The organism is Aquirufa sp. ROCK-SH2 (assembly GCF_054558315.1).
Window position 1 is genome coordinate 549,603 of the sequence record NZ_JBPXKB010000001.1, and the last position, 13,303, is coordinate 562,905.

General features: G+C 32.9%; 12 protein-coding genes. 10 read left to right on the forward strand and 2 right to left on the reverse strand.

The genetic code is table 11. The features are described 5' to 3' along the window. Positions 1–17: 17 nt before the first annotated feature. Positions 18–482: an Lrp/AsnC ligand binding domain-containing protein gene (locus tag V7S79_RS02400; protein WP_459488955.1), complete on the reverse strand. Its 465-nt coding sequence runs from the start codon at positions 480–482 to the stop codon at positions 18–20. Between the two features lie 444 nt (positions 483–926). Between V7S79_RS02400 and V7S79_RS02405 the strand changes: the two genes are divergently transcribed. Genes V7S79_RS02405 through pgi form a run of 3 tightly spaced genes read left to right on the forward strand, consistent with a single transcriptional unit; the run spans position 927 to position 4,003 of the window. Further along, positions 927–1,562 carry a peroxiredoxin gene (locus V7S79_RS02405; RefSeq protein ID WP_459488956.1) on the forward strand — a complete coding sequence of 212 codons (636 nt, stop codon included), beginning with the start codon at positions 927–929 and terminating at the stop codon, positions 1,560–1,562. 20 nt (positions 1,563–1,582) lie between these two features. Continuing rightward, on the forward strand, positions 1,583–2,350 hold the full coding sequence (locus V7S79_RS02410; RefSeq protein ID WP_459488957.1) for a glycoside hydrolase family 25 protein: 768 nt from the start codon (positions 1,583–1,585) through the stop codon (positions 2,348–2,350). A 6-nt stretch (positions 2,351–2,356) separates the two neighbouring features. Then, positions 2,357–4,003, forward strand: coding sequence for a glucose-6-phosphate isomerase (gene pgi, locus V7S79_RS02415; RefSeq protein WP_459488958.1), 1,647 nt, complete (start codon positions 2,357–2,359; stop codon positions 4,001–4,003). On the opposite strand, the gene hisS is transcribed toward pgi, so the two are convergent. After that, entirely contained in the window at positions 4,000–5,364 is a 1,365-nt protein-coding gene (hisS, locus tag V7S79_RS02420; protein ID WP_459488959.1) for a histidine--tRNA ligase, read from the reverse strand. The two genes, pgi and hisS, sit on opposite strands and share 4 nt — an antisense overlap. Positions 5,365–5,453: 89 nt before the next feature. Here hisS and V7S79_RS02425 point away from each other — a divergent pair, with 89 nt between their 5' ends. From V7S79_RS02425 to V7S79_RS02455, 7 genes are all read left to right on the forward strand, one after another. Beyond that, positions 5,454–5,597 (forward strand): hypothetical protein, encoded by a 144-nt coding sequence (locus V7S79_RS02425; protein WP_459488960.1) that lies wholly within the window; start codon positions 5,454–5,456, stop codon positions 5,595–5,597. A gap of 90 nt (positions 5,598–5,687) precedes the next feature. Beyond that, complete coding sequence (locus V7S79_RS02430) at positions 5,688–6,446, forward strand: 3-keto-disaccharide hydrolase (protein ID WP_459488961.1); 759 nt, start codon at positions 5,688–5,690, stop codon at positions 6,444–6,446. 63 nt (positions 6,447–6,509) lie between these two features. After that, on the forward strand, positions 6,510–7,274 hold the full coding sequence (locus V7S79_RS02435; protein WP_459488962.1) for a class I SAM-dependent methyltransferase: 765 nt from the start codon (positions 6,510–6,512) through the stop codon (positions 7,272–7,274). 2 nt (positions 7,275–7,276) lie between these two features. Further along, positions 7,277–8,566 (forward strand): aminopeptidase P family protein, encoded by a 1,290-nt coding sequence (locus V7S79_RS02440; RefSeq protein ID WP_459488963.1) that lies wholly within the window; start codon positions 7,277–7,279, stop codon positions 8,564–8,566. Between the two features lie 5 nt (positions 8,567–8,571). After that, positions 8,572–9,789, forward strand: a complete 1,218-nt coding sequence (locus tag V7S79_RS02445) for a DUF819 family protein (RefSeq protein ID WP_459488964.1) — start codon at positions 8,572–8,574, stop codon at positions 9,787–9,789. Between the two features lie 15 nt (positions 9,790–9,804). Continuing rightward, positions 9,805–11,592 (forward strand): translation elongation factor 4, encoded by a 1,788-nt coding sequence (gene lepA / locus V7S79_RS02450; RefSeq protein WP_459488965.1) that lies wholly within the window; start codon positions 9,805–9,807, stop codon positions 11,590–11,592. A gap of 73 nt (positions 11,593–11,665) precedes the next feature. Then, positions 11,666–13,285, forward strand: a complete 1,620-nt coding sequence (locus V7S79_RS02455; RefSeq protein ID WP_459488966.1) for a 2-oxo acid dehydrogenase subunit E2 — start codon at positions 11,666–11,668, stop codon at positions 13,283–13,285. Positions 13,286–13,303: the final 18 nt, after the last annotated feature.

A 13,303-nucleotide genomic window follows, 5' to 3' on the forward strand; every position in this document is an offset into this window, starting at 1 on the left:
AAATAAGGTGAAAATATTTATAATAATGGAGTATTGCGAATTAAACTTTCTTCTAATGAGATAAACGTTTCTGTCCTTTGAATGCCTTTGACTCTTTGTATTTTATCATGTAGAACTTCTCTTAAATGCTGAGTATCTCTACAAATGATTTTGGCAAAAATGGAATAAATTCCCGTTGTATAATGAATGTTAACGACTTCGGGTATATTTTCTAATTCTTTTGCTACATCTTCATACAAAGAACTTTTATCTAAATAAATGCCTAAGAAAGCAGTAATATCCCAACCAATTTTAGAATAATCGATGAGCAATTGTGCACCTTTAACTATTCCATAAGACTCCATTTTCTTCATTCTAACATGAACTGTCCCACCTGAAACATCTAATCTTTGTCCAATTTCTGTATAAGGTAAGTTAGCATCTTGAACCAGGATTTCCAGGATTTTATAATCTAAGGGATCTAAATCAAATTTCTTTTCCATTCAATATTTTTAATAAAAGACACAAATGTTTTAAAAAAAATCAAAAAACTGATATTTTTTTTAAAATATTTTGAATTTTTAAAATTACTCTATTATCTTTGTTGTGTAATAATTATAAAGATAGTTATTTTTATTGTAGGGTGATGAAATTGGCAGACATGCCCTCCTGTCTCGGGGGTGGTGAGTTCGGGATAAACACGGCATAATGGGTTGACCACTAAAGTTAGTTCTGTGTCGCGGCTAACCGCATCTTGGAGGTTCGAATCCTTCTCCTACAGCATTTTTATTATTATGGTTTTTAGTTTGTTGATGAAGTGTAATTATAAAAGCGATGCTAATTTTTAGTATCGCTTTTTTGTTTTTATATCAAACTGAAACTTTGATAGTTTTCAATAATTGTTTAAATTCATATTGTTTTCATATTCACAATTAAATACAATCATTATGTCATTACGTTTAGGAGATATTGCGCCTGATTTTAGCGCAGACACAACCATGGGACACATTAATTTTCATGAGTGGATAGGAAGTTCTTGGGTCTTGTTTTTTAGTCACCCGGCAGATTTCACACCAGTTTGTACTACAGAATTGGGAAAGACAGCCCTTTTAAATGGTGAATTTTCAAAAAGAGGAGTTAAAGCTATTGCCATTTCGGTTGATAGTTTAGAATCACACAATAAATGGGTTCCAGATATTGAGGAAGTGAATCAGACAACCATGAATTTTCCCATAATAGCAGACCCTAATAAAACAGTAGCGGAATTGTATGATATGATACATCCTAATGCATCAGAAAAAGCGACAGTTCGTTCTGTTTTTATTATAGGACCTGATAAGAAAATTAAATTGACATTGACTTACCCAGCATCTACGGGTAGAAATTTCACAGAAATTCTTCGTGTAATTGATTCACTTCAATTAACTGCGAATTACCAAGTTGCTACACCTGCAGATTGGAAATCTGGAGAGGATGTTATTATTGTACCAGGCGTAAGTAATGAAGAGGCTGATAAGAAGTTTCCCAAAGGCTATACTACTATTAAACCTTATTTGAGAAAAACTCCACAGCCAAATCTGTAATTATATTTTTTATAAGAATAATGCCTAAAGCAAGAATTAAGAATACCATTGGGTTAAAGATTTTCATTTTTTTGGTGGTTTTGATTCTTGCTTTATTATTATTCCCTAAGAAAACCTCAGAATTTGGGTTTGAATATAGCAAGATTGCGGATATCGAATTGCCACAAAATTATGCTATTCATGGAATCGATTTATCTCATCACAATGGAAATATAAACTGGGGAAAATTAAGTCAAGAATTTTTATTTGATACAGTTGCTGTCAAATTTGTCTATGTAAAAGCTACCGAAGGTAGATCCTTGCAAGATTCTCATTTTCAAAGAAATTGGGAAGCCGCTAAAAAGAATGGTTTTTCAAGAGGTGCATATCACTTTTATATTACAACCAGAGATCCCATAGAGCAAGCGAAGAATTTTTGCCAAAATGTTAAGTTACAAAAAGGAGATTTACCCCCTGTTTGTGATTTTGAAGAACAGTTGGGTGTATCAAAAACGAAAATACAAAAAGATATACTCTCATTTCTTGAATATTTGGGTGAATTTTACGGGATTTCCCCTATTATTTATACCAATCCAAAATTATATAAGCGGATTTTCCAGGAAAATAAATCATTTGAGAACTATAATTATTGGATAGCTCAATATGATAATCAAGAAATTCTTATTCATGATAAGTTGCTCATTTGGCAACATAATAAATCAGGAAAAATTCCTGGAAGTTCTAAATCTATCGATTATAATGTATTTTTGGGATCTGAAGAAGATTTTAATAGAATTTTAATAAAATAAACATACATGTTACCATCAATCAATTTTACCCAAACAAAGTCATTTGAAAAATTGTCGAGTGATTTTAAAAAACTTGAAAATATTCATTTGAAAGATTTGTTTAAGGGAAATTCAAACCGCCAAGAAGTATATAGTATTTTGTTTAATGATATATTTTTGGACTATTCTAAAAACATCATTGATGCATCCACTTTTCAACATTTGCTAGATTTAGCTGAGGAATGTCAATTAGAAGGGGCAATACATTCGCAATTTAAAGGAGATAAAATTAATCAAACGGAAGGTAGAGCTGTTTTGCATACTGCATTAAGAAAACCTAAAGGTTCTGTTTTAAATGTCGAAGGTGTTAATATCATAGAACAAATTGATCAAGTTAAATCCCAAATGAAGGATTTTTCAGATCGCGTAATTTCAGGGCAATGGAAAGGATTTACAGATAAAGCAATTACTGATATAGTAAATATTGGAATTGGGGGGTCTGACTTAGGGCCGGTAATGGTAACAGAAGCTTTAAAAGCCTATAAAAATCATTTAAATATTCATTTTGTAAGTAATGTTGATGGTACGCATATTGCGGAGACATTGAAAGGATTAAATCCTGAAACCACTTTGTTTTTAATTGCATCCAAAACATTTACTACGCAGGAAACAATGGCTAATGCCTTTTCAGCAAGAGATTGGTTTTTGAAAACCGCCAAAGATGAATCTGCTGTTTCGAAGCATTTCGTAGCATTGTCTACTAATAAAGATCAAGTTGAGAAGTTCGGAATTGATTCAGCGAATATGTTTGTGTTTTGGGATTGGGTTGGTGGCCGATATTCACTTTGGTCTGCAATTGGACTTTCTATTTGTTTAGGAATTGGATATGATAATTTTGAAGAATTATTAGCTGGAGCTCATGAGATGGATGAGCATTTTCAACATAGTTCTTTTGACAAAAATATTCCTGTCATTTTAGCTTTATTGGGAGTTTGGTATGTGAATTTCTGGAATGCCGCTTCTCAAGCAATTTTACCTTATGATCAATACATGCATCGGTTTGCCGCGTATTTTCAGCAAGGTGATATGGAATCTAATGGCAAAACAGTAGATAGATCAGGAAACAGAGTTAATTATTCTACGGGTCCAATTATTTGGGGAGAGCCTGGAACAAATGGACAGCATGCATTTTATCAATTGATTCATCAAGGAACTCAAATGATTCCTGCCGATTTTATTGCTCCAGCTCAATCGCACAATGCCATTGGGAATCACCATACCTTATTGATGTCAAATTTCTTCGCTCAAACAGAAGCATTAATGAATGGTAAAACACTTGAACAGGTAAATGAAGAATTAACAAAAGCTGGATTAAGTGAGGCTGAGAAATCAAAGTTGGCCGCATTTAAAGTTTTTGAAGGAAATAAGCCAACAAATTCGATTTTAGTAAAAAAAATTACGCCGAGGGTATTAGGTTCATTAATAACCATGTATGAACATAAAATATTTGTCCAAGGAGTTATTTGGAATATTTTTAGTTATGATCAGTGGGGTGTTGAATTAGGAAAACAATTAGCGAATTCTATTTTACCAGAATTGGAAAATAATGATTCAGTCAATAGTCATGATAGTTCAACCAATGGTTTGATCAATCAATTTAAAAATTGGCGTTAATTATTAGCTAAGAATTGAATTAAGTCTGAAATGGAGAGCAATTGTTGTTCTCCATTTTTCATGTTTTTTAAATTAATTTTATTATCGAGTAATTCTGACTCCCCTATTACCGCCACAAATGGAATTTGTTTTTTGTCTGCAAATTCAAAAGCTTTTTTGATTTTGGAAAAGTCTGGATAAATTTCTGACGGTATGTTTTGACTTCTTAAAACTGCCACATGTTTGAGCGATTCATTTTGACCTTCTTTATCAAAATAAGTGAATAATACTTTGCTACCACTGGAATTGATATTTGGAAAAAGATTTAATATATCCATTACGTCTATTATTCTTTCTATTCCGAAAGAAATACCGACTCCAGACATATTGGGAAGGCCAAATGCTGTTGTTAGATTATCATATCTTCCTCCACCAACAATAGAACCAAAGGGAACATCAACTGATTTACCTTCGTAAATTAATCCAGTATAATAGCTTAAGCCTCTCGCTAATTTAAAATCGAATATGATATTTGAATTATCAAAACCATTATTTTCGATTAATTCAAAAACTTCTTTGATTTCATTTATTCCTGAAATTCCAATTTCATTACCAGCAAAAAAGGTTTCTAATAATTCAATAGATTCTTTATTCGTACCTTTGAAGTTAATTAGTTTTTCTAATGAGTCTGTTTGAGCTGAATTAAATCCTTTACTCGCTAATTCTTCAGCAACTTTCTCCCAGCCTATTTTATCTAACTTGTCTAATGCAACTGCAAAGTCAGTAAACTGATCTAATTTGCCAATTTTATCAGCAATACCTGAAAGTATTTTTCTAGAATTGATGTATAAATTGGTTTTTACTTGCAAGCTTTTAAAAATGGATTGAAAAAGTGCAACCAATTCACATTCATTCAATAATGAATTGGAACCAATAATATCAGCATCACACTGATAAAATTCACGGTATCTTCCTTTTTGAGGACGATCGGCTCTCCAAACGGGTTGAATTTGATATCTTCTGAAAGGAAAGGCTAAATCATTGCGATTCATTGATACAAAGCGTGCAAATGGAACAGTTAAATCGTATCTGAGTCCTTTTTCTGAAATTTTATAAGTTAAAGATTTACTTCCATCTTTAATATCATCATCAGAAATTCCGCTTAGAAAATCGCCAGAATTTAATATTTTAAACAATAATTGATCACCTTCTTCACCATATTTACCTGTTAAAACAGATAGATTCTCGATGGCAGGAGTCTCAATTGCTTGAAATCCGAAATTTTCAAAATGTTTTTTAATTGTGGAAAAAACATAATTTCTTTTGGCCATTTCTTTTGGTCCAAAATCTCTAGTACCCCTGGCGTTGCTTGGCTTTTGCATAATTTTAAAAGACAAAATTAATTAATTGAAGCAGAATTTTTGAATTTTAGGTGAAAAATTGTAATTTCGCAAACCAAATTATTAAAGACATGGCTGTAACAAGATTAAAACGTAAAGACAGAAGAAATAAAGCAGTAGCAAACAACAAAGTAGCTGCTATCAAAATTTTAAAACAACGTCCAATTATCAAGTTGGTAGATGTTGAAGAAATTAAAGCAAGTTTTGCTAAATAATTTTACTTCTATTTTGTAAAAAACCGGCAATGTCCGGTTTTTTTATTGCTAAAAATTAAGTAAAATTGTTTTTGATTTAACAAAATTGATATGAAAAACTACGTAAAATTATTAAGCTTAGCAGCGATTTCTACCTTCTCTGCTCCTTTATTTGCACAAGATCATCGTAATGTTGTGGAAAACCCTACAAAACCAGATGTAACTGAATTTTGGGATCCAGAAGTTCGTTTGGTGACTCCAGGCAATGTTCCCTCTGATGCGATCATTTTGTTTGATGGTAAAACATTAGATAATTGGGAAACGGTAAAAGATGGTAGTCCAGCAAAGTGGAAAGTTGAAGATGGTAAAATGACGGTTGTAAAAGGAGCTGGAAATATATCCACCAAACAAAAATTTACAGATTATCAATTGCACATTGAGTGGCAATCACCTATTGAAGGTGATAATTTAAAAAGTCAAGGAAAAGGTAATTCAGGTATATTCATGCAAGGTATGTATGAAGTACAAGTGTTAAATTCTTACCAAAACAGATCTTACAGAAATGGTCAGGCTGGAAGTATTTACAAGCAAACGGCTCCTTTGGTTAATGCGACTTCTAAAATGGGTGATTGGAATGTATATGATATAATTTATACAGCCCCTAGATTTACAATTAATGGAGGTATTGATACTCCAGCTTATGTAACTGTTATTCACAATGGAATAGTGGTACAAAATCATACAAAAATTCAAGGTACAACGGAATATATTGGTCAGCCGAAAAATCCAGTACATGGTCCAGGTCCTATCAGTTTACAAGATCACGGAAATCCAGTTAGTTTCCGTAATATTTGGATTCGTGAGATGTAATTCTTTTTAAATTTATTTAAAGGAAGGTTTTTAATAATGAAAAACCTTCCTTTTTTTTGTTTTATGAAAAATCTAATCAGTTGGGTATTAAGAAATATTCCAAGAAAATACATTCAGTTAGTTGCTCATCAATTTTTAAAAACATATTCTATTTTTTTAAAAGGTGATAAAGTTTATTGCCCAGTATGTGACAATCATTTTTCCAAATTTTTGCCTTATGGGCGGTTAAATCCTAGGGAAAACGCATTGTGTCCATCTTGTTTAACCTTAGAGAGACATCGCTTGATGTATTTATTTTTAAAGCAAGAAACTACTTTTTTTACTTCACAGCCTAAATTATTGCACGTTGCCCCTGAGTATTGCTTCATTGACCGATTTGAGAAATTGTTGGGAGAAAATTATATTACCGCAGATATTGAGTCTCCCCTAGCCAAGGTAAAAATGGATTTACATCATATTCCATTTGAAGATAATTCATTTGATGTTGTATTTTGTAATCATGTCTTGGAACATGTTACCGACGATTTTCAATGTATGCGAGAAATTCGAAGAGTATTAAAACCAACTGGATTTGCTTTGATGCAAAGCCCACAAAGGTACGATTTGGAAACTACTTACGAAGATGCAAGTATAACAGATCCCAAACAACGAGAAATTCATTTTTTACAAGATGATCATCTTCGAATTTATGGAAGAGATTTTGGAAAACAACTAGAAAAAGCTGGTTTTACAATCAAGGAGGTTAATTTGATTGAAAAACTTGGAATAGAAGAAAGTAAAAAAATGGGCCTACCTTTAAACGAAATTATTTATTTAGCTACCAAATAATTATGAGATACGATCAGTTTGATTCCAATTTATTTGTTAAAAATAGAAACAAATTATATCAATTATTACCCCAAAAGTCAATTGTTATCATTAGTTCTAATGACATCATGCCAACCAATGCGGATGGTACGATGGGATTTAGACAAAATAGCGATTTATTCTATCTTTCAGGTTTAGATCAAGAAGAGTCTTTGTTAATTTTATATCCAGATGCACCTGAATCGCATCTTAAAGAAATTGCTTTTATAAGAGAAACTTCTGAATTGATTTCTATTTGGGAGGGTCATAAATTAACAAAATCACAGGCTACTGAAATTTCAGGTATACAAAATATTCAGTGGACAAGTAATTTTCATGCAGTTTTAAAGACACTCATATATTCAGCAGAAAATGTATTTATGTTGAGTAATGAGCACATGAGAAATAGCTCAGAAGTTGAAACTCAAAATGTTCGTTTGATCAATCAAATCAAACAAGAATTTCCTTTACATTCTATCCAAAGGTTAGCACCATTGATGAATTCTATTCGAATGGTAAAGGAATTGGAAGAAATAAAAGCATTAGAACAAGCTGTTCAAATTACGAATCAAGGTTTTAGAAGAATTTTGAATTATGTAAAGCCGGGTGTTTTTGAATATGAAATTGAAGCAGAGTTCATTCATGAATTTATCAAAAACAAATCGGGTGGCTTTGCCTATACTCCTATTATTGCATCTGGAGCGAATGCATGTATATTACATTACATCGAAAATGAAAGAGAATGTAAATCGGGTGATTTACTCTTATTAGATGTAGGGGCTTCCTATGGGAATTACAATGCTGACATGACGAGGACAATTCCTGTGAATGGCCGTTTTACACCTAGACAAAAAGAAGTTTATTTGGCTGTTCTTGATGTATTAAAATTTTCTTCAGATTTAATGAAACCTGGAATTTATTGGGTTGATTATCAAAAAGAGGTTGAAAAATACATGGAAGGTAAATTAATAGACCTTGGATTGTTTACAAGACAAGATGTTAAAAATCAGGATGTTAATAGTCCTTTGTTCAAAAAATACTTTATGCATGGAGTAGCCCATCATTTAGGTTTAGATGTGCATGATGTTTGGGATAAATATGCTCCTTTTCAGGCTGGTATGGTTTTAACATGCGAACCTGGCATCTATATTCGTGAGGAAGGTTTAGGGGTTCGTTTGGAAAATAACTTATTGATAACAGAAAACGGAACGATTAATTTAATGAAAGATATTCCTTTGGAATTGGAGGAGATTGAAGATTTAATGAATTCATAAAAGCAATGATTCAAGAAGAGCTATCTATTTTATTATTTTTAATTGTTTTAATCGCTGCCATATTTTATTTGTCAAGCTTACCTTTTAAAATTAGTAAAATAGTATTTCAAGCCATTCCACCACTTTTGTTTTGTTATTTTTTGCCATCTCTCATGGTTGAAATAGGGATCATTGATTCCTCTAAAAGTGATTTAAATACAAGTTTATCAAAGGTATTATTACCTTTTTGTATTTTTTATTTCACATTGGGTTTGCCATTGAAGAAATTGAAGTCGATAGGGAAAAACTTTTTAATAGTATTTCTTGCAGGTTCTTTGGGAGTAATTATCGGTGGCCCGATCGCTTTATTCGTCAGTCATTCATTTTTTCCTGAATCTTTTAATTCTGAGAGTTACCGAGGAATGAGTACTATTGCAGGTTCTTGGATTGGAGGAACTACCAATCAAATGGCTTTGAACTCGATTTTTACTCCAAATGCTGATGAGTTTGCTAAAGCTGTCACTGTAGACGTTTTTTTTGGTGAAATTTGGCTGACAATGTTATTAATATTAATTCCATTTCAATCAAAAATTAATAATTATATCGGAAGTAAAGTTAATCTTGAATCGGAATTTAATTCCATTGAAGAAAGCTCACATTCCAAAGACCTGAATTTTATTCATGTATTTTATATTTTAGGTTTAGGCTTATTTATGTCTCAATTGAGTATTTATTTAGGTGCAACGCTTCAAGAATATTTGAGTTCTTTGTTGGGAAAATCACCAGCTTTGGAATTTTTAAACAAAAGTTTTTGGACTTTTTTAATTAGTACAATTTTAGGATTAAGCCTTGGTTTAACGAGGGTTCATCGTACATATGAAATGGGTGGAGACGTTTTTTCAAGCATTTTCTTGTACATAATTATTGCATCGATAGGTTTAAAAATCTCTTTAGGACATTTATTCTCTACTCCTATTTTATTATTCACAGGATTTATATGGATTAGCATTCATGGATTAGCTATCTTTGTGGTTGGAAAATTAACTAAGTCGCCCTATCATTATATGGCGATTGCCTCTCAAGCAAACGTGGGAGGAATAGCTTCCGCCTCTGTTATTTCTACTGCAATTTCACCTAAATTGACTCCTTTCGGTGTTATTTTAGCTTTATTGGGATACGCAATTGGGACTTATGGAGGATATTTATCTGCCTTATTAATGAAATTGATTAGCATAAATTATTAGTTTATAAATTACTGAATGAAACATCTTAGGAATTTTTGTATTATTGCCCATATTGATCATGGTAAAAGTACCTTAGCGGATCGATTAATTGAGTTCACCAATACTGTTCAAAAACGGGATATGATGAACCAATTATTGGATGATATGGATTTGGAGAGAGAAAGAGGGATTACGATTAAATCGCATGCCATTCAAATGACTTATCCAAAAGATGGAATTGATTATACATTTAATTTAATTGATACTCCTGGTCACGTTGACTTTTCTTATGAGGTTTCAAGGTCGATTGCTGCTTGTGAAGGAGCATTATTGATTGTAGATGCTTCACAAGGTATTGAGGCACAGACAATTTCTAACCTTTACTTGGCCATCAATCACGATCTGGAAATCATTCCTGTATTGAATAAAATTGATTTACCAGGTGCGATGCCTGAAGAAGTATCTGATCAGATTATTGATTTAATTGGTTGTAAAAAGGAAGATATCATTCATGCTTCTGGAAAAGAAGGAATAGGCATACAAGATATTTTAGATGCAGTAGTTAAGAGAATACCTGCCCCTAAAGGGAATCCTGACGGCGAATTACAAGCCCTTATTTTTGATTCAACATTTAATTCATACAGAGGAATTGAAGTTATTTTTAGGGTTTATAATGGTGAAATTAAAAAGGGCGATAAAGTAAAATTCATGAATACTGGCAAAGAGTATTTTGCTGATGAAATTGGTACTTTAGGTTTAGAGCAAATGCCTAAACAGATAATTAAATCCGGAGATGTAGGTTATTTAATTTCAGGTATTAAAGAAGCGAAGGAAGTTAAAGTGGGTGACACCATTACCCATGTAGCAAATCCTTGCCAATCTGCGATTCAAGGTTTTGAAGAGGTTAAACCAATGGTTTTTGCAGGAATTTATCCAGTAGACACAACTGAGTTTGAAGATTTGCGTGATGCGATGGAAAAATTGCAATTAAATGATGCATCTTTAGTTTGGGAACCAGAAACATCCATGGCTCTTGGTTTTGGATTCCGATGTGGGTTTTTAGGCATGTTGCACATGGAAATTGTGCAAGAACGATTGGAGCGAGAATTTAATATGACAGTTATTACAACTGTTCCATCGGTAAAGTTTAAAGTATTAACGACTTCAAATGAGGAAATTTGGGTTTCTGCTCCGAGTGAATTACCGGAAGCCAATTTCATTGATTATATCGAAGAACCTTATATAAAAGCTCAAATTATTACCAAATCTGAATATACAGGCAACATTATGAGTCTTTGTATGGACAAACGTGGTATTCTTAAAAATCAGATTTATTTAACAACAGATCGTGTTGAATTACAATTTGATATGCCATTATCTGAGGTTGTTTTTGACTTTTTTGATAAATTAAAAACTATTTCAAGAGGGTATGCTTCTTTGGATTATGAATTCAAAGGATATGAAGAAGGTGAAATGGTGAAGTTGGATATCATGTTGAATGGTGAAAAGGTAGATGCACTTTCTGCAATAGTACATAGAGATAAGGCTTATGAATGGGGTAAAAGATTGTGTGAAAAATTAAGAGAATTATTACCTAGACAGCAATTTGAAATAGCCATTCAAGCAGCTATTGGTCAAAAAATCATTGCTAGAGAAACAGTTAAAGCATTGAGAAAAGACGTTTTGGCGAAATGCTATGGTGGTGATATTTCCAGAAAACGTAAATTATTGGAAAAACAGAAAAAAGGTAAGAAGCGAATGAGACAAGTTGGTAACGTTGAAATTCCACAAGAAGCATTTATGGCTGTCCTTAAATTAGATTAATACAAATATTTTAGTGAAAATATTTTAAAAACAAGCGTTTAAACCGTAATTTTGAATTTTTAAAAAACAAAAGATGGCTGAAGTAATTAGAATGCCCAAGATGAGTGATACCATGGTTGAAGGTGTTATCGCTAATTGGTTGAAAAAAGAAGGAGATGTAATTAAATCTGGTGACATTATCGCTGAAGTTGAAACAGATAAAGCGACCATGGAATTAGAAAATTATGAAGATGGTACTTTATTATATATTGGTGTAAAACAAGGCGAAGCTGTACCTGTTGATGGAATTATTGCTGTTGTTGGTACTCCTGGTGAAGATTATTCTTCATTATTAAGCCCAAGTTCAACAAATACTGCCGCTCCCGTGGCTGAAACAGTAGCTCCAATAGCAAATGCTGCGGTTGAGGCTACTCCAGTAATTGATAATACTCCAGCGGTTGATTTAAGTAGTATTCCTGCTAAGGTAGTTAGAATGCCTAAGATGAGTGATACTATGGTGGAAGGTGTCATTGCTAAATGGTTAAAGAAAGTTGGGGATGTGGTTAAATCGGGTGATATCATTGCAGAAGTAGAGACTGATAAAGCAACTATGGAACTAGAGAACTATGAAGATGGTACTTTATTATACATCGGTGCAAAAGAAGGCGAAGGAGTTATTGTTGATGGAATAATTGCGATAGTGGGTGAGCCAGGTACTGATTTCCAACCTTTGTTGCAAGTTGCAGCACCTAAAGCTGTCGTTCCTGTAGCAAGTCCTGTTGTAAATTCTGCACCTGCACCCGTTGTAGCTGTTAAAGAAGAGAAACAAAGTGCACCAGCTGCAAAAGAGGCATCTAAACCAGGTGCAGAAATCAAAGCATCTCCTCTTGCGAGAGCTTTAGCTAAAGAAAAAGGTTATAATTTAAATTGGATTACTGGAACTGGTGAAGGAGGAAGAATAACTAAGGCTGATATAGAAGACTACAATCCAAATTCAGGTGGTGGAGCCATGGGAACATTCGTTTCAGGCACCGAAAGTTTTGAGGATATTCCAAATAGTCAGATGCGTAAGACCATTGCGCGTAGATTATCAGAATCGAAGTTTAGTGCACCAGAGTTTTATTTGACAATGGAGATCAATATGGATAAAGCCATTGAAGCACGTAAAACGTTAGTTGAAGCATTACCTGTAAAAATATCTTTCAATGATATGGTGATTAAAGCTACAGCTTTGTCTTTAGCTAAGCATCCGAAAGTTAATTCTTACTGGATGGAAGATCGAATTAGGGTAAATAAACATGTCCATATTGGTATGGCTGTTGCTGTAGAGGATGGTTTATTAGTACCTGTTATTCGTTTTGCCAACGAAAAATCCATCGCTCAGATTTCTGCAGAGGCAAAGGATTTAGGAGGAAAAGCAAAATCAAAGCAATTACAACCTAAAGATTGGGAAGGAAATACATTTACTGTTAGTAATTTAGGAATGTTTGGTATAGATCAATTTACTTCAATCATTAATTCTCCAGAATCATGTATTTTGGCTGTGGGTGGAATTAAAGAAACAGTTGGAGTCAAAAACGGTCAGTTTTATGCAACAAATATTATGAAGTTAACACTTACTTGTGACCATCGAGTTGTGGATGGTGCCACTGGAGCAGCTTTTCTTCAGACTTTAAAACAATATTTAGAGGATCCTCTAAAAATGTTTATCTAACATTTTTTCAGCAAGCCT